Genomic DNA, 19783 nt, shown 5'->3' on the forward strand with positions numbered 1-19783 from the left:
TTGAGTATTTATTTGCCTTAAAACCTGATAGAAAAAATTCTTGAAATAAATAGCACAGGTGCTAAAAGAGCTTTTGAAAAAAGAAAAAAAAATACCACCCAAATTAGCAAACAGATTCCTTCACTGGTTTCTCAGGGATGATCTTGCCGAAGAAGTTGAAGGTGATTTGGAAGAACAGTTTCTGGCTTGTTTGGAAGACGGTTCACTATTCAAAGCAAAACTTAATTATTGTTATCAGGTTTTAAATTATCTACGTCCTTTTGCAATTAGGAATTCAAATCTGGTGTATTTAAATCAATTTTCCATGTTCAAAAATTATTTCAAAATAGGTTGGCGTAATCTGTTTAAAAATAAAGGTTACTCTTTTATAAACATCGGTGGATTGGCAATGGGGATGGCGGTAGCCATGCTGATTGGATTGTGGGTTTATGATGAATTAACCTTTAATAAATACCATGAAAATTATGATCAAATAGCAAAGGTTATGCAACATACAACTGCTAATGATCAGATTTATACAGGTAATCAACATCCTTTTCCTTTGAGTGATGGCCTCAAAAATAGCTATTCAGAAGATTTTAAATATGTAGTGAGTGCAACTGAAATTCAGGAACACATTATTACTAATGGAGAAAAAAATTTCAATGAATTGGGCAATTATATGCAAGTTGATGGTCCGGAAATGCTTTCTCTGCAAATGATCAAAGGGCATCGTTATGGATTAGAAAACCCTAATTCTATCTTAATTTCCAGGTCTTTGGCGGAAAGACTTTTTAGTAATGAAGACCCGTTGAATAAAATTATAAAACTGGATAATCGGGATGAACTGAAAATAACTGGTGTTTATCAGGATGTCCCCAAAAATTCAACTTTTCATGAATTAGCTTTTATTGCCCCATGGGATTTATTTCTATCCTCTAACCCATGGACAAAACCCTATTTAGATAAATGGGGGTATGATATGTCACCTGTTTATGTTCAGTTACATCCAAATGCTGAAATTAATGAAGTAAACCATAAAATAAAGGATATAATAAATAACAACGTAGGAGATGAATTTTATAATAATGACCAAAAGATATCCTTACATCCAATGGATAAATGGCATTTGTACGAAGAATTTTCCAATGGGGAAAACATTGGGGGAAATATCCGGTTTGTTTGGCTTTTTAGTTTGATTGGGATTTTTGTTTTATTACTGGCATGTATCAATTTCATGAATCTTAGTACTGCCCGATCTGAAAGTCGTACCAGAGAGGTAGGCATAAGAAAAGCCATTGGGTCTCTGCGCAGCCAATTGATATATCAGTTTTTTAGTGAATCTATATTAGTAGTGATATTTTCATTTGTCATTGCCTTAGCCCTGGTGACCTATTCCCTTCCCTGGTTCAATGAAGTTGCTAACAAAGGCATGGAAATTCCCTGGACCATTCCACTTTTTTGGATGACCTGCATAGGATTTATTTTACTTACAGGAATACTCGCTGGTTGCTATCCTGCTATATACCTGTCTTCTTTTCAAGCTATAAAAGCCTTGAAAGGAGCTATTCGATCCGGACACCTGGCCATAAAATCCCGTCAATTATTAGTGGTATTTCAATTTACCATTTCTGTAATCCTCATCATTGGGACTATTATCGTCTACCGACAAATTCAATATACCAAAGATCGGCCTGTTGGTTATAATAGAGAGCGATTGATTTCAGTAAATATGAGAACCAATGATATACATGATCATTTTGAAGTAATTCGAAATCAATTATTAGCCTCAGGAACGATTGTAGAAATGTCGGAATCATCCTGCCCTCTTAATTCCTACTGTACAGGTCTAGGCAACTTTGATTGGGCGGGAAAAGACCCGGAATTTTTAGCCGGTTTTTCGGTATTCTGGACCTCACCGGAATATGGGAAAACGATAGGTTGGAAATTATTAGACGGGCGTGATTTTTCCAGAGAAATTGCCAGTGACCAGCGGGGAATGGTTATTAATCAGACTGCTGTAAAATATATGGGGCTTGAGAACCCAGTAGGTCAAACTATTAGGCACGATGAAAAAGATTGGACGATTTTAGGTGTTGTGGATGATTTGATTGTGGGTTCACCCTACGAGTCTGTAAGACCATCCATTTATATGCTTGCGCCAGGGGTAAGTCAAGTGGCTTCGTTTAGGTTCAGTCCGGAAATCAGCACCCAAGTTGCTTTAGAGCGTATTGAATCTATTTTTAAAGAGTATGCGCAAGGGGTACCTTTTGAATATCAATTTGCTGATAAGCAATATGCCAAAAAATTTAATAATGAGGTTCGGATTGGAAAACTGTCGTCTGTTTTTTCCATTCTTGCTATCCTTATTAGTTGTCTGGGGTTATTAGGTTTATCATCTTTCACAGCCGAAAAAAGGACTAAAGAAATTGGAATAAGAAAAGTATTAGGAGCTTCTACAATTACGCTATGGAAATTACTCTCTAAAGAATTCATAATTCTGGTCATTCTTTCTTGTATCATAGCCATTCCATTTGTTTTATATTTTTCTGGGAAATGGTTAGAAAATTATGAATATCGAACTAATATTCCATGGTGGATATTTGCTTATGCAAGCTTGGGTGCTGTGTTGATCACCTTATTAACAATTAGCTACCAGGCTGTAAAGGCTGCTTTAATGAATCCCGTGAAAAGTTTGAGGTCAGAATAAAATTAGAAGGATTGGCTTTCATTATTGCAGGATTTTACTTCTGAATTGATCAGAGGAAACTAAAGTTCAATGGGAAAGTTGGAAATCGGGTATGAGCCTGTAAGATACAATTACTCCGGTACATCCATTATTAGCAGTAGTTTCAAGTCAGGAAAAGGCGGCAGGAAGGATTAATGAACAATTGATGAAACCAATGGGATTATGAGATGATATTAAAAAAAGCGATCCATTTTATTCCTAAATTTAATTACTATGATAGAAGAAGGGGTTATAAAAATTTTAAAAAGCATAAGATACCTTGGAGAATCAGACACTAAGACTATACACTTTGTATTGGCAGAGTTACCTTTACCAAGGTACCTGTACCTATTTCACTTTCTACCTCAATTTTACCACTGTGTTCTTCTACAATACCCAACACGATTGACAAGCCCAAACCTGTACCTTGTCCCACTTCCTTGGTTGTAAAAAATGGATCAAAAATTTTCCCCAAATTTTCTGGAGGAATACCTTCACCAGAATCTTTGATTTTTAATAATACATTTTCTCCTACTTTTTGAGAAGTTATCAAAATTTCACCTTCATTTTGGATAGCCTGAATAGCATTAACCAATAAATTCATTATTACTTGATTAATTTGGCTTGCTGAACATTCAATATTTTCATTAAATTTTAAATTTATTTTAATTTTTATTCTCTCAGAAATAAGATGATTTAATAATAAAAGGCAATTGTTAATACCCTCTTGCAAGTTGTAAGATGTATGATTTTTTAAATCAGATCGGGAGAAAGCTTGAAGACCTTTTATTATATTTACTGTTCTGTTTACTCCAGTTTCAATATTATGAGTTATCCTTTCTGCCATCTCTATCATTTGATCAAATTTTTTTATTTTTTTTACATTTTCAATTTCATAAAGCTTTTCTTTCACATTAGATGAATTTATCTTTCCATATAAAGTCATCACTTCTGTAATTTGGGACATCATTTTTTTTAATCCGGTTATTCCCGACTTTATGAAGTTAACAGGGTTATTTATTTCATGAGCTATTCCAGCTGTTAGTAATCCTAATGAAGCCATTTTTTCAGCTTGAACCAACCGAGATTGTGTTTTTTTTAATTTATCCAGCATAGTCAATAATTCTTCATTTTGCATAGATAACTCTTCCTGCTGAGTTTTAAGCTCTTCATTTTGAGTTTGAATTTCGTCATGAGCTATCTGTAATTCTGCTGTTCGTTTCGTGACCAAATCAGTTAAAATTTTTTTCTGTTGATTAAGTTTAAAAATTCTGTATTTATATAACCCACTAATACCCGCAATAAGAATTAAAATTACAGCTCCACGAAACCACCAAGTATTCCACCAGGGAGGTAGAATAATTATCTTAATTTTAACACCTTCCTCATTCCACACACCATCATTATTAGAGGCTTTTACATGGAAAAAATATTTCCCTGCCTCGAGACTTGTGTAGGTTGCAGATCTTTGACTGCCAACATAATTCCAGTTTTCCTCAAATCCTTCCATCCTAAAAGCATAATTATTTTTAGATGGCTGAGAAAAATTTAAAGCAACAAAGTCGAAAGTAATTACATTTTGGGTATGATTTAATACAATTGTTTCCGTAGCCAAAATGGATTTTTTCAGTGGTGAATCTTTTAAGCCGAAATCTGCATTTTGATTGAAAAGCTTAAACCCAACTATTTTTACTGGAGGAGCCACTGGATTATCTTTTATTTCAGAAGGATAAAACGAATTAAATCCATTTTTACCACCAAAATACATTTTCCCATCCAAGCCTTTAAAAGATGCTCTAACATTAAACTCCATACCTTGGATTCCATCTTCTAAAGTGTAATTAATAAACTCAGGATTTTCAGGAATGGAAATTCCATTTTTAAATTTAGTCAATCCTTTCATGGTTCCAATCCAAAAATTACCTTCATCATCTTCCTGAAGGGACATAATTTTTTTAGAAGGTAAACCATCTAATTCGTTATAGCTTTTAAATGTTTGGCTTTCTTTATTAAAATAGTTTAACCCATTTTCAGTACCAATCCAAATTTGGTTTTTACTATCTTCAAAAATGAAATTCACGTTATTATCACTGATGTTGTTGGGGGCTTCAGGGCTATGAACAAAATAAGTCCAATTCATACTTCCCGTTGGAGGTAACCATCCTAAACCTTTACTCCCATTTGCCATCCAATAATTGTTTTCATTATCCTGAAAAATAAATCCTCTTGCAGAAAGATTATCTTCCTGTATAACAAATCCAAGGGCTGTAGAATCAGGAATAAATTTTTCAGTCTTTCGGTCGAATAATACCCATCTTTTAGAACATTTTAGCAAAATATTACCAAAATTATCTTGGGTAATTTCCCTGACTCTATCACTTGGTAAACTATAATTTTCCTCCTTTTTATGATTATACCGATAAAATCTGCGAGTGGAAGAATCAAAAATATTGAGGCCTCCTCTATAGGTACCAGCCAAAATATCTCCATTATTATCTTCAAAAATGGAGGTTACAGCATTGTTACTAAGGGAAAATTTATTTTTGGGATCATTCTGATAATTAATGAATGCATTATTATATTCATCCAACACATTCAATCCTCCACCATCAGTGGCAATCCAAACTTTTTTGTCCTGTGCCTGTAAAATATCCAATACTTGTCCATTATTTAGACCATTAGGTCTAGGTTTATAATGCATAAAATTTTTGTCGTATTTCCCAAAGAAAGCTACACCTGCATTAAAAGAACCGGTCCAAATTGTTTTGGTGACATTATCATAGAAAATTTCATGAATGGATCGACTATCGAGACTAAATTCATTCTCCAATTCAGGCATATGAGCAAAAATTTCCCCGCTTTCAATATTCATTATGTTCAGGCCACCATCTTCTGTTCCTAAGTATAAATTCCCCTCTTTATCACCAGTCATAGCTGTGATATAATTGTCATTCAGATTGGTATTTGATTGTTGATAAGTAATAAAATTATCCTCTTCCTGATTATACCTGCAAAAACCACCTCCAAAAGTTGATAACCAAATTTCACCATTTTCATCTTCATATATCCCACCTATATAAGGAAATGGGATAGAATTTGGATCATTATCACTGGCGGAATAATTTTTAAAATTACCATTACTCAATTCTAGAACACTTAATCCATGGTAGGTACCTATCCAAAGTTTATTTCTGGAAGATAAAAAAACACAGGAGGTTTGGTTATTTATCAAAGAATTTTCTCCCTGTTTGTTTTTAAATCTTTTGAAAGTACCTGATTCAGGATCGAGTAAATCAACCCCATTATTAGTAGCAATCCAAATTTTTCCATCCTTGTTTTCACATAACGATTTAATCTCACTACCAGAAGGACCATTTTCACCTGTATTAAACAGGTATTTTTTAAAAGAATCGGTTTCTTTCATATATAAATTCAAGCCCCCTTCATATCGGTTTGCTACCCATAACCTCCCTTTACTATCAGAAAGTATTCCTCCAATCCTATTACTGGCTATAGAATGTTTATTGGTTTTATCGTGAGCATAAACTTTTGTGGAATAACCATTAAATTTATTTACTCCTCCGTTAAAAGTACCTATCCAAATAAAACCTTCACTATCCTTGCAAATTTCAGTAATCCAGCTATCAGATAATCCATCATCTACTTTCAATTTATTGAATTTTATGGGATTATGCTGTGCCAAAACTGCATTGTTATTAATTATTACTCCAAGAAAAATCAGGAATTGGATAGAAAAATTCTGGAAATCATACATTTTTAATCTATAAAAGATCATATTGATAAAGGGGAATAATTATTTGGCAACGCTATATTGCCAATCCAAATAGTTGAACAAAGAATTAAGATCAATTATCCATAAATAGCCAATCATGAGTTTATCTGTTGGAATGATTTGTATGAATAGCCAGATTTGGAAATAATAGTTTCAAATTAGCTTTCGATCTTAAGATATCAAAAATTAAAAACCATAAATTGGTGTGTTTGGTTAGATTTTGGTCCTATTCCAACAAATTGAAATGAGGATTTTTGTAGAAAAATTAAAATAGAAGAGGCTGTTCAAAAAGTACAGGCAGTCTCTTTCTTCGTAATAAAAAAGCATTGAGATTTTTAATTTTTTCATGAAAAATCTCCCCATACAGAATTTAATTCTTCTTTATTAATAATTTTTGTGTTTTAACCACATTGGGGCGTGATTAGGAAAACATGAAGCTTCTTCCCTCGAATAAGCTTGTTTTGAAAACGAAAAAACCATTTTCAAGCCTATCAGTAGTGTACCCTATTAAATTTAATTAGGTTAAAAAAAAAATGAATTTGTTTTTAGGCTACTATTTAGTTGTATTTTCCAATACAATAATAGAAGGGCTACGCTTTATCCATTTTTGATGAAGGCCTGTAGTATCTCCTTCTGGAATAAAACCAACAAAAGAGCCTAATGCCAGATCGGTATCTCCATCATTATCCATATCTTCAGCATCCATCACCATCCAACGGCCATTTGTTACTTCCGGGAAGGAATAGGGTTGGAAATTAAGATTGCCTTTGTTTTCCAAATAGATAAAGGCTTCTTCAGGAGTTCTTCGATAATCAGGGAAAAAGGAAATTGAAGCGATATCAAGATCACCATCCAGGTCAAAATCTCTGGCAATGGCTTTGTAAGCCCCATTTTGATGAAAGAAATAGGCTTGTTGGAAGGTATTATTTCCTTTATTCTCGAAAAGGTATATTCCATGATATGACTTTAGTATGGGAGAATAATCGGCATTATCCCCGCAAGTGTATAAAATGTCGTCTTTGCCATCACCATTGAAATCAACCAGTTCAAAATACTGAGAGCCATTGAGTGGAGAAAATGTAAGGGTTTTGGTTTCCTTAAACTTCCCATCACCCAAATTTCTAAAAAGATAAATTCCTTCAGCCCCCTGAGCCATTAAAACCATAATATCAGGTTTCCCATCTTCATCCACATCTTTTACGATGGTTTTTATCGCTCCAGCCTCGTTTTTTAAAGGTCTAATCTGGAACTTGTTATCCCCTTGGTTTTCGTACCATACAAACCTTCCCGTAAGGTTTCCATATTCACAAGCCACAATATCTTCCAGTCCGTCACCATTCAAATCTTCATAAACAGCATCTACAGGTCTTTGCATATTTTGAACAATAAGATTGGCTCCATTAAATAGTCCATCTTTTTGATTGGGAAAAACCTGCTGAATCGCTCCTTTTGGTGCATCATGTGGATACATTTTTTCACCAATTGTCGTCAGTAAAATTGTATCTGAAACCTGACTGAAATGAACAGGAGAAGTTTTCATTAAAATATCATAATCTTTCTTTAATTTTTTATTCAGAAAAACGAGGCTACTTACATTTTTTTTTCCATCGGCAAAAACCACTCCCTTACTATTAGGAAGGATTTTTACCATGGTGGTAAGCACAGGTTTAATGGAAAACTGGCTTTCTTTATAATTGAATAAGGATAAATTGGTGGCAATCGGTTTTTCTTTTTGTGGAATTGGCAGGGAATGGGGTGCATTGGTAAGGTAATAATCTATAATTTTTTGCCAATCCTCCCGAGCAATTATAGGTATAGATGGGAAAATATTAGCCTTTTTCACAATTCTCCCTCCAAGCCCTGGTTCAAATAAGCTATCCGGCTGGTGTTTGCCTTTAAAAATACCCATCCTGAAACCCATCGAAGGCAAAACTTCTTTCTCCCATAAATATTTAGGTAATTGCTCTGGTCCGGGAAAAACATGACACTTTCCACAATACTGCATTGCCAACTGGCTTCCGGATAGACTGGTGGGTGTTAAATTATTTACACTATTTTCAATTCCGTCCTTCTTTTCTCCACAACCTGAAATTAGGAAAACTAGAATCCAATACAGTATAAAATGCTTCATATTTTTCGATAAAATTATCTAATTTTACATGAGGTGAAATAATCATTAACCACCATTTGAAAAGGTTAATAAACTAAAAAAGGAGACCTATAATATAGGCTCCCTTTCGTCTTATGATATGAATCACTATTAATTATTTTTTTAATTGTTTGAACTGAATGGCTTTCAAAAATGTGTATAAAATGCCTTCTTTGTCTTTATCAGTTTTCAGGCATTTACTATTTATTAATCCCACCCCGGAGTTTGGATAAGTGAAGGGTTTCTGTCCATAGCTTGTGCCGGAATCGGGAACACTTTAAATTTATCTGAAAAATCCGTCACTTCCCACTTAGGTCCATCATTGAGAATCTCCACCATGGTACCATCTTCATCAGGTTGCATTTCTACATGTTTAGAGTGTGCTTCTACAATTGGAGTAGCCACATCCCACATCCTTCTCATGTCAATGGTTCCCCAATTTTCCAATACCAGTTCTTTTAGTCTTTCTTTATAAAGCTCTAATCTGAAATTTGCTAAAGAACCAGGCACCCAGTCCACATCAACATCAGGTGAATTTGGATCCTTACCAAAGGCTCTTCTCCTTACCATATTCACATATTCATAGGCATTATTGGTTTGGCCTAATAAATCAAGGGCTTCTGCCTTCATTAATAAAACATCAGCATATCTTAAAAACTTCATATTGGGTTCTTCTCTTCCTTCTACAGCTGGGTCAGGATCAAGCCTTTTAGTGAAAGACATGGCTTCATCTCTGTATCCATCCCAAATTACACTATCCAGATTGTATACTACCAAATCACCTCCATTCTGGTTGTTGTATTCCAACACAAAATTTGCATCTCCCCTGGTATCGCTTTCTTCAAATGACCTCACATATTCAAATTCGGCTGCAAAAGTAGTCCATTTGTTTTTACCAATATCACTATTTCTTGGCGACATGAAGTTATTTCCAGTAGCCCCAAACCCGGCACTGGTAAACTGTAAATCAAACATCACTTCATAATTATGTGCAGCATAATCTTCACTTCCGCCAGGATTGTGGAAATAAATCAAATCAGCATAATTAGCGGCTAATCCATGTCTTCCTGAACTAATAATCTCATCCAGTTTTGCATTGGCATCATTCAAATCAGATCCCTGGGCTTCAGGTCTTTGTGCTCTGGTAAGCAATACTTTCGCTAACAAAGCCTGAGCAGCTCCCTTATTTGGTCTCCCAATATCATTGGTGGAACCACTGTACTCATCAGCATAAGGAAGTTTGCCTTCTGCATCTTTTAAATCCTGAATAATTACGTTATAAATTTCCGATCTTGGAGATTTTTCCAATTCCAAGCCATCCAAACTTACAGTCTCTTCGGTTCTCAATGGAACTTCTCCCCATAATTCGGTTAAGAAGAAATAGATGAGTGCTCTGTAGAATTTGGCTTCAGCCACTACCCGGTCTCTTTTGTTGTATCCGACAGGTTCTTCCTTATCATCTTCAATGTTGGGTCCATTGTCAATAACAGCATTTGCCCTGTTAACTCCTCTGTATAAAGCCAGCCAAACACTATTAATATAGCTATGTCCGGAATTATATGTCCAGGAATCCATTTGGGTTCTCAGGTGAGTCAGATTATATCGGTTGGTTACTGCCGGAGCAGGCGTTTCTACCAATAAATACCAGTTTCTTCCCATCATTCCAGATCCTGTTTCTCTAAATATTCTGGGCACACCACTTACCAAATCCTCCAATTCATCGGCATTGTTGTAAAAGTTATCCGGCCCGATAAAATCGTAGGGCTGCTCTGTCAAAAAATCTTCATGGCAGGCTGAAAATGAAAACATCATCAGCAAGCTTAATATTATTTTTATATATTTTTTCATCTTTATTTATATCTTTTTCAGTTCAACCACTTAATTAGAAAGTTACATTAAACCCGGCTTTATAAACTCTGGCTGCAGGGTATGAACCATTGTCAATACCCAGGGTATAGTTTCGGTTTCCACCACCACCACCTTGCATGGAATTTACATCAGGATCGTATCCTGAATATTTGGTAATCAGTAACAAATTGTCTCCACTGATGTAAACCCTGGCCTTTTGCAACCAGCTAATTTTAGCAGTAGGAATATTATAGCTGATCGTTAAATTTCTTAACCTTACATAATCTCCATCTTCAAGCACCCAATCCTGAATATTTTCGCTTATTGGCGTTGGGTTGCCATATCTTGGCCATTCAGCATCAGGATTCTCAGGCGTCCATCTTCCGGTATGCCTTTCTACCGCAATATTATCGGAACCTCCATTGCTAAATAATTGCCATCTGTTTACATTCAATACTTTGTTTCCAGTAGCTCCCTGGATAAACATGTTAAGGCTAAAGTTGCCATAAGAAAAGTTGTTAGTGAAACCAAAGATGTATTTTGGATGAGGAGTACCTAAAATCTCCCTGTCATCCACTGTCAATTTACCATCACCATCTGTGTCATAATACTTTCTATCACCAGGTTGCGCTCCTCTGGCCTCATCTTCAGCATTATACATAAAGCCTTTTTCCCATGTTTTTACATCATCCCAGTCTCTGAATACTCCTCCTGTTTTTAGGCCATAGAAAACACCCATTGGTTCTCCTTCTGTAACCATAGTAGCATTATTCCATTTAAAATCACCACTTACGTTAGCTCCGAAAATAGTTCCCAATTCACCAAGGTTTGTTACTTCATTCACATTGTGGGAAACATTAAAATCAGTTCTCCACTTGAATTTATTTACAAAAATATCAGCGCCTAAAGCCAGTTCAATACCTTTATTGGTCACATTACCAAAGTTCATGGTAGCTGTATTATGTCCTGTATTGTAAGGAAGAGTAACACCTAATAATAAGTCCTCAGTTAACTTATCATATAAATCTACAGAAAGGCTAATTCTATCATTGATAAAGCCCATATCCACACCAAGGTTGGTTTGTACTGTAGTTTCCCATTTCAAATCAGGGTTTCCAATTTGGTTAGGATAAAAAGCTGAAACAATTGTTCCTCCATAAGAATATGAACTTGTGGCAAACCTGGCAAGCGATCTGTATGAACCAATTTCCGAGTTACCGGTTTTACCCCAGCTCGCTCTGATTTTCATATTAGAAAGCCAGTCCATATTCGACATAAAGTTTTCCTGACCAATTCTCCATGCAACCGCAGCTGAAGGGAAAGTAGCCCATTTATTCTCCTTACCGAATTTAGAAGAACCATCAGCCCTTATAGTTGCTGTGAATAAATACTTGTCATTAAACACATAGTTGAATCTACCAAGATAAGAAGCCATTCTCCAGTCATTTTTGCTCGACCAGATTTGTGGTCCACCATCTCTGGTTCCTGCCCCAATATTGTCGTATCTGGTGATATCATTTGGGAAATTTGTATTGGTCATCTGGCTTCTGGCAGTAGTCTGCTTTTGGATTGTGTATCCAGCAAGGGCGTTAATCCTGTGCTTACTACCAAATTCTTTATTATAATTCAGGGTATTTTCGTTAAGAATATTGGAAACTTTAGCATCAGAAATTATAGCCAAACCATCATTTCCTCTACCACCTCTATTGGTTAACCTTGTTGCATAATAATTTCTTTCGGCATTACTTAAATTAACCCCAACTGAAGTTTTGAAAGTCAATCCCTTGATAATTTCGTAAGTCAAATAAGCATTGCCAAGGAAATTATCTTTGGTCATCTGGTTGTCAATTTCATTCAATTGAGCCACCGGATTTTCTTTCTCTCCGTTTTGCAAAGCAGGAGATCCGTCTGTTCCATTAGAAGTATAAGTTCCGTCAGGGTTTTGAATAGGAAGCGTTGGTCTGGTAAATAAAGCCGTATTCGTTGGACCTGCATTTTGGTTGTTATGACCTTCAGTAGGTACCCTGTTATTCAAAATTCTACTAAACGCCATATTCGTTCCCACTGTAAATTTCTTTCCGATTTTAGTATCGGTATTTACCCTGATAGAATATCTTTTAAAACCCGAACCTTTCACAATACCTTTCTGATCAAAATGACCTATAGACAGGGCAAATTTACTTTTCTCTGTACCACTGGTTACGGAAAGCTGGTAATTTTGCACAGGTGCAGATCTGTATATTTCCTTCTGCCAGTCGGTATTCACATCCATTCCTGGGTAAAAATCTTCTCCATCAGGGAACGGAATTTCTCCGCCTGTTTCCAAAGCTCTCTCATTTTGGGCTTGAATGAATGTTGGTGCATCTAATACATCATATAACTTTTGTACCTGCTGCATACCATAGTAAGCATCGAAAGTCACATTAGTTTTTCCTACTTTACCTGATTTTGTAGTAATTAGAATTACACCGTTTGCACCCCTTGATCCGTAAATTGCTGTAGCCGATGCATCTTTTAATACTTCAATCGACTCGATATCTGAAGGATTTAAACTGGCCAACGGGTTATCCGATACAGTATTACCCTTACTTCCTGAAGGGACCTCTCCAGTGTTAGAAACCATAGGAAACCCATCGATTACATAAAGGGGCTCATTATTACTTGAAATAGAATTACTACCCCTGATTCGGATACTTACACCACCGCCCGGCATGGCCGAACCCTGGCCAACCTGGACACCTGGCGCCTGCCCTGCTAATGCCTGTTGCACAGAGTTAATCGTTAAATTTTCAATATCTTCAGCTTTTACGGACGCTACAGATCCGGTCAAATCAGATTTTTTAACTGAACCATAACCAATTACCACAACCTCCTCCAGTTGCTCCAAATCTGCTTTTAATACCACATTTACGGTAGATTGATTTCCCACTGCTACTTCATACTCCTGAAAACCAATATAGCTATATACTAAAGTTGATCCTTCTGGAGCATTGATGGTATATTTTCCATCCAAATCCGTAGTTGTACCGGATGTAGTACCCTTAACAATGATACTCACACCAGGCAATGGTTCTCCATCTTCCTCTGAGGTTACTGTTCCTTTTATTACTACCTGCTTCACTTCTATAACATCAGCCAGAATATTTGCCTTTACCGGCTGCCATTTTTTCTTACTCACAAAAATATTGTCATTTACCCGTTTAAATTTAAGGTCTGTATTTTTGGAAATAGTTCTTAATAAATTTCCTAGTGATTCATTACTTGCATTTAAGCTAATTCTTTGTTTTTTATTAATCGTTGTTTTGTAATAGGCAAAGTTAAGATCGGTAGCTTTTTCAATTTTAGAAAACGCATCAATTAAACGCACATTATCAAGATCAAGACTTAAAAAAATTTTCTCAATACTTTCCGCTTTTTGAGCCTTTCCTTCTTTTGCCACCAGGAGTCCACAAAAGAGTGCCTGGATAAAAATTCCAAATAACGCAAATTTAGACATAACCAAAATTTGTCTTAGTAGTTTCAATTTCATACTTTTATTAAGTTTTTGGTGAAATAAAAATCATCAAAGGCTTCAGTCACATATTCTGGAAATCGACCAAAATTTATCAGAAGGTGTGATGTTGGTCTTTCAAAAGCCAGTAGCCTTTGGGTAAGCTGGCTTTTGCTTTTTTAAGTTAAGTTGAAATAAAAAAATTAATCATATAACTCCTTTTTAATTAATTAAAACCTGGTCCTCAACTATTTCAAATTCGAAATCAGAAGAGAAGCTCAACCCCTCAAGCACTTCTCTTAAGGATTCCTTTTTGAATTTTCCTTTAAAATTATCATCAATAGGTTTTTTTCTCTTGATGATAAAGGTCACGCCATACCAGTTTTCAAGGGTGTTAACTATTTCCTCAAAACTGGCATCATTGAAATAAATAATATTATCTTTCCAGGCAAACATTTCATTTCTGTCAAATTCTCCTTTTACAAAAGAATCATCCTCATTGTTATAGTTTAGCATTTCATCAGGCTTCAGTAAAATGTTTCCCGAAGTTTTTGCAAGATTTACAGCCACTTTTCCAGTAGCTACAGCAACTTTCACTTCCTTTTCATCCGGAAATGCTCTGATATTAAATGAAGTACCCAGCACTGTGGTTGTCACTTCCCCAGAAATTATTTTAAAAGGTCGGTGTTCATCTCTTTTTACCTTAAAAAATGCTTCCCCACTTAATTGAACAATCCTTTCCTCATCAGTAAATTTTTCTGGAAAAACTAAATGGCTGCCAGCATTTAATTTTACTTTAGTGCCATCGCTTAAAGTAAAAGTAGTTTTTCTACCCTTGGGATTTTCTTTGATAGTTACATTTTGGGCTGTTTCCTTTCCGGAATCAGCATACTTTTGTTTAAACAGGTAAAAAGTAATTCCTGCAGCAAGGATGAAAATAATGGAAGCGGCCACCAACTGCCAGGTATATCTTTTAGATTTTGGTTGAGATAAAGGCAAAACTTTTGTCTGGATTTTACTCTCTTCCTGTTGATCAATCAATTTCTCAATTTTACCAAACACCTCTTCGCCATCCCATCCATCTTCTTCAATGGAAAACTTTTTCCAATCTTCCTCAATTGCACTAATTTCAAGAAAATCCCCTTTCATGGTTTTAAACCATTCCATGACTTCCTTCTTCTCCTTTTGGGAGCAAGTATTATTAAAATATTTTTCCAGTAATTCTCTAGTCACTTTTTTATATGTTTTAAAAAATAGAGGAAATCAGTCCGTATTGATTTCAGAAGATTTATTTCCTATCTTATTTATATATCAATGAAAAGGGTGTAGGTTCTAGTCTTACTTTCAAAAAAAATATAACTTATTGATTTCCAGACACAAAATTTATCGTTTTTTTATTTCATCTCCACTTCAGCCGTATTATAAAACCTTAAATCACTAAAAATATCTGTCCAGTCTTAAGTATCCTGAAACCGAATTGGAATCAGGTTATGAAATTTTATTACAAATAAAAAATTTTGGAAAACAATCACAGTATAGCTTTTGACCCGTTTTTAAGGCTATTTTAATCTGATGAATTATGCAACATTCACTAAATATTAAAAGCTAATACCCATGGAAGTATTCATGATATCAGACTTTTATTTGGATGGTCATAATTTAAGATTCTATTTCCAATCCAATTCAGCGAAAGTAATAGGTTAACTAACCGTTAAAAAACGGTTTTCCAAAGTTACTAGCCCTATTTAGGGTAAATCTTTTCTAATTTTAATTTATAATCAAACTGACATCCACTTTCTACTAAATTGAAAATGAAAAAACTTTTATTACTAATTATTACCACCTTTCTATTATCCCCAGCTTTCAGTCAGAAACAGAGAGACTATCTCTACTACATCGAAACTTTTGCTGATAATCTATTGAAGCATGGTTTGGACAATTATGGAGAAAAGAAAACTGATCTATGGGCCGGAGTGATTGATACCAGAGATTTTAGTGTTCCAAAATCTGGTGTTCCTATAACAGAAGGAGTAAGAGCATATGATAGGGCTATTGGTGGTTCCAATATTTACCATGATGTAGTGACCATGAAGGTTTTTAAGATTCTGGGTGAATTGAAAAATGACCCGAAGTACGAGAATGCCGTGAAAAGCTACATAAAGGCCAGTCTGGAATTAACCCAAAACCCTGAAACTGGTTTACTGGGCTGGGGAGAACATTTGTATTACAATTTTTATCTCGACAAAGTGTATACGGGTCCAATTGAACCCATAAAGGTAAAAAAGCATTATTATGACAACATGCCCCATGAATTCCTGGCTTGGACACCCCCATGGGAGGAATTTTGGGAGATTGACAGTGTAAGAACAAAAAAAGCCATTGAGGGATTAAAATACCATTACCAGGGGAATGACCCTCGTACCTATTTATTTAACAGGCATGCCTATTGGCATAAAACAGAACACCAGAATATTGTAATGCCCTGGATAAAACATTCGGTTCTTTATTCTTATTCTTATGGATTTTTGGGTACAAAAAATCCGGAATGGTTGTATTGGAGTAAGCACTGTGGTCATCTTTATTGGAAGCTACGTGATCAAGAAACTAATCTTACCCTCAACTGCCTTTACCATCCTACGGAAACAGATGCTGGTAAAACGACTTCACTTTCCAATACCGGATATGCTTCTTACTGGCTATATAAAACCTATGAAATTACCGGAGTAGAGGAACACAGAGCTATTGCCATAGCTTTAATTGAAGCATTGCACAAATACAGCTGGAATGCTGAAGAGGAATATTATTATGCAAGTGTTAACCTGGATGGCTCTATGTTGCCCGAACCCACCATGGCCACCCCTTGGAAAATTGGATATCGTTCTTCTTCTCATATCCCGTTTGGAAGGATTTCTGCCTATCTGGGTAAGAAAGAAAATAATCAGAGTTTAAAAGATATTGCTGAATTTACAGCTACTTCAATTAGTAAAGTGCCTTTACCAGAAAACTTTACAGCCCACAATTTAGGAGATGCCATTAACCTGTACATGGATGTTTACGATTTGACTGGCAAAGAAGAATATGTAAAAGCAGCTAAAAAAATTGGAGACCTGGCCGTTGAATCCCTTTGGAGAAACGACTTTTTTGTTAGGGAAAATAATGACCACTATTATGAGGCCAAATTAGGGGTAGGAGATTTACTTGCAGGACTTTTAAGAATTTATATGGTGGAAAACCAAGTGGAGGAGTATTCAGCAATTGACTGGAGTTTTTAACACTCTTTTATTAAATTACACTGCTCTTATTAAAACCCCATCTTGCTTAAGTAAAAATTAAGTAACTTTTTAAACCTAATTTAATATTAAACATTTAAGGTTTTAGATTTTTATTTGGACGGGTCAATTTTAAAACATTTCACGTTATCATGAAAAGAAGAAAATTTATCAGATCAGGTGGTCTCCTGGCCATCCCTGCTTTAAACGTAAATAACCTTCTGGGAAAACCACCTTCATCAATGGAAAATTCCCTAACTGAAAAAACCAGGGAAATCCCGGTGGTAGGTAATTATGATGTGATTATTTGTGGAGCAGGCCCTGCAGGGGTAACTGCAGCTATTGAAGCCGGTAGAACAGGGGCTAAAACTTTACTTCTAGAAGTACACGGCTGCCTGGGTGGGGTATGGACAGCAGGCCTGCTCACCTGGATTCTGGATAATAAAAATAAATCCGGGATAATGGAAGAAATCATCACTTCTCTAAAACAAATGCAGGCAGTATCAGATATTCCTACTGGTTCTTCCATATCCTTCGATGCAGAATTAATGAAAGTGTTGCTAGAACAAATGTGTCTGGAAGCCCGGGTGGATGTACAATATTTCACCAGAGCAGTAGCCACCTCAATAGATTCAAAAAACCGAATTACCCATGTGATTACAGAGTCTAAATCTGGTAGAGAAGCCTGGGGGGGTAAAGTATTCATTGATGCTTCAGGTGATGGTGATCTGGCTGCCCTTAGCGGATGTAGTTTCGATTTGGGCAATGAAAAAGGAGAAATGCAACCATTTAGCCTTTTGGCAATGGTGGGTGGTGTGCGTGTGGATGAAATAAAAGAATTTGTAAGATGGGAAGGAGATAGCGGACAACAATCGAAAAGCAGACTGGTAGAGCAAATTGTAAAAGCCGGAATTCTCCCCTCTTATACCAAGCCAGGACTTTACCCCGTAAGGGATGATTTGTTCATGTTTATGGGCAATCATGAATATGGTTATTCATCTTTAAATGCTAAAGAAATTTCTAAAGCTACACTTCACGCTCGTGCAGAATTACATTCCATTATTAATGGGCTTCAATCGTTGGGAGGGCCTTGGAAATCACTAAAATTAATTTCAACAGCAGAACAAATTGGAGTTCGGGAGGGCAGGCGAATTCATGGGTTATATCAGGTAACTCAAAAAGATTTAATTTCGGGTATTCGCCATAATGATGCCGTTTGTAGGGTGAATTTTGGTGTTGATGTCCATTCTGTGAAAAAAGAGGGCGAAAAAAAAGGAAGTTATAACCAGGGAATTAAAAGTAAACCTTACGATATTCCTCTGCGTGCTTTAATCGCAAAAGATGTAAATGGATTGATGATGGCAGGCCGATGTATTAGTGGTGATTTTATTGCCCATTCCAGTTACAGGGTTACCGGCAACTCTGTTCCGATGGGACAGGCAGCTGGAAAAGTGGCGGCAATGGCAGCCTTGGAAAACAAACTGCCCCAAGATATAAAATGGCAAGAAACTGGGCTTGAAAGCGGAAAATAGCCTGCTTTAAACGGTTAATTAACGGTCAAAATGGAATTTTCCCATTGTTTTTTGCAGCTTATTCGTATCTTGGTACTTAAGAACCCTAAACAGAACATTTTCGCCTGAAATTTTTAAACAAGCTTTCAGGATTATGTCATCGGAACTAGAACAATTTTTAAAAAACTACCTGACTAAGCCAAGATTTTACTAATAAATCTTCAAATTGAATTATCAAAAGAACACCAACTTAAATAATTCAATCACTACTAAGAGAAATATGAAAAATGAAAATGAATTAGTGATCGCCCTTCAAAAAGGCAATAGGTCTGCTTTTAAAGCACTTTACCAAAAATATAGTAAAAAGCTATACTACTTTTCACTGAAATATATCCACTCTCCACAGGAAGCAGAAGGGGTTGTTCAAAATGTATTTTTAAAGATTTGGGAAAATAGAGCTACACTTAAGCCAGAGCTTTCCTTTAATGCCTACCTTATTCAAATAGGAAAAAATATCATTTTCAATTATTTTAAAAGACAGGCTTATGAAGCTGGGATAAAACACCATATTGTATTGTCCAAAAATGAGGCAGATAGCCGTACCGAAGATCTTATTATTTTCTCTGATCTGGAGGCCTTTACCCAAAAACAAATTGATCTGCTACCTCCAAAAAGGAAACAGGTTTTTATTTTAAGCCGGAATAATGGTTTGTCCCATGAAGAAATAGGACGAAAACTGGGCATTTCCCCAAACACGGTAAAACAACATATCAATAAAGCATTGAAAACGCTTGGGGAAAGCTTTGACAAATACCAGGCACTTGGTTAATATTTAAAGGTATAATTTTTTTTCTAAATCTAGTTTTGAAAGTATACATGTGCGTACAACTGAGGTTAATGTTTTAGCTATCCTTCTTATACTTATATTCCTTTTGGTAGAATCGGTACATTTTTAAGTTTAAAAGCAATAATACAATATCCTTTCAAGTCCATGGGAAAAGCATCTTTGCCAGTAG

General features: G+C 35.6%; 9 protein-coding genes. 4 read left to right on the forward strand and 5 right to left on the reverse strand.

The features are described 5' to 3' along the window. Positions 1–73: 73 nt before the first annotated feature. Positions 74–2689, forward strand: a complete 2616-nt coding sequence (locus A3EM_RS0121670; protein WP_245576532.1) for an ABC transporter permease — start codon at positions 74–76, stop codon at positions 2687–2689. A 319-nt stretch (positions 2690–3008) separates the two neighbouring features. Here A3EM_RS0121670 and A3EM_RS0121680 read toward each other — a convergent pair whose 3' ends face one another. The 5 genes from A3EM_RS0121680 to A3EM_RS0121700 form a co-directional block, all read right to left on the reverse strand. Then, positions 3009–6482 (reverse strand): two-component regulator propeller domain-containing protein, encoded by a 3474-nt coding sequence (locus A3EM_RS0121680; protein ID WP_020530353.1) that lies wholly within the window; start codon positions 6480–6482, stop codon positions 3009–3011. Between the two features lie 571 nt (positions 6483–7053). Then, complete coding sequence (locus A3EM_RS0121685) at positions 7054–8631, reverse strand: FG-GAP repeat domain-containing protein (protein ID WP_020530354.1); 1578 nt, start codon at positions 8629–8631, stop codon at positions 7054–7056. Positions 8632–8856: 225 nt separating this feature from the next. Beyond that, positions 8857–10497, reverse strand: a complete 1641-nt coding sequence (locus A3EM_RS0121690; RefSeq protein ID WP_020530355.1) for a RagB/SusD family nutrient uptake outer membrane protein — start codon at positions 10495–10497, stop codon at positions 8857–8859. 34 nt (positions 10498–10531) lie between these two features. Further along, positions 10532–14026: a TonB-dependent receptor gene (locus A3EM_RS43280; protein ID WP_020530356.1), complete on the reverse strand. Its 3495-nt coding sequence runs from the start codon at positions 14024–14026 to the stop codon at positions 10532–10534. A gap of 183 nt (positions 14027–14209) precedes the next feature. Next, positions 14210–15220 carry a FecR family protein gene (locus tag A3EM_RS0121700; RefSeq protein ID WP_020530357.1) on the reverse strand — a complete coding sequence of 337 codons (1011 nt, stop codon included), beginning with the start codon at positions 15218–15220 and terminating at the stop codon, positions 14210–14212. A 578-nt stretch (positions 15221–15798) separates the two neighbouring features. Between A3EM_RS0121700 and A3EM_RS0121705 the strand changes: the two genes are divergently transcribed. From A3EM_RS0121705 to A3EM_RS0121715, 3 genes are all read left to right on the forward strand, one after another. After that, positions 15799–17259 carry a hypothetical protein gene (locus A3EM_RS0121705; RefSeq protein WP_020530358.1) on the forward strand — a complete coding sequence of 487 codons (1461 nt, stop codon included), beginning with the start codon at positions 15799–15801 and terminating at the stop codon, positions 17257–17259. A gap of 149 nt (positions 17260–17408) precedes the next feature. Next, positions 17409–18788, forward strand: a complete 1380-nt coding sequence (locus A3EM_RS0121710) for an FAD-dependent oxidoreductase (RefSeq protein WP_020530359.1) — start codon at positions 17409–17411, stop codon at positions 18786–18788. A 205-nt stretch (positions 18789–18993) separates the two neighbouring features. Next, positions 18994–19596, forward strand: coding sequence for an RNA polymerase sigma factor (locus A3EM_RS0121715; RefSeq protein ID WP_020530360.1), 603 nt, complete (start codon positions 18994–18996; stop codon positions 19594–19596). Positions 19597–19783 lie beyond the last annotated feature (187 nt).

This window comes from Flexithrix dorotheae DSM 6795 (genome assembly GCF_000379765.1).
In the GTDB taxonomy this organism is placed as follows: Bacteria; Bacteroidota; Bacteroidia; order Cytophagales; family Flammeovirgaceae; genus Flexithrix; species Flexithrix dorotheae.

What these genes read in the sequence shown, in the direction of transcription:
- A3EM_RS0121680 (WP_020530353.1), bottom strand. Translation starts at nt 6,482, where the DNA reads ATGTATGATTTCCAGAATTTTTCTATCCAATTCCTGATTTTTCTTGGA.
- A3EM_RS0121685 (WP_020530354.1), bottom strand. Translation starts at nt 8,631, where the DNA reads ATGAAGCATTTTATACTGTATTGGATTCTAGTTTTCCTAATTTCAGGT.
- A3EM_RS0121690 (WP_020530355.1), bottom strand. Translation starts at nt 10,497, where the DNA reads ATGAAAAAATATATAAAAATAATATTAAGCTTGCTGATGATGTTTTCA.
- A3EM_RS43280 (WP_020530356.1), bottom strand. Translation starts at nt 14,026, where the DNA reads ATGAAATTGAAACTACTAAGACAAATTTTGGTTATGTCTAAATTTGCG.
- A3EM_RS0121705 (WP_020530358.1), top strand. Translation starts at nt 15,799, where the DNA reads ATGAAAAAACTTTTATTACTAATTATTACCACCTTTCTATTATCCCCA.
- A3EM_RS0121710 (WP_020530359.1), top strand. Translation starts at nt 17,409, where the DNA reads ATGAAAAGAAGAAAATTTATCAGATCAGGTGGTCTCCTGGCCATCCCT.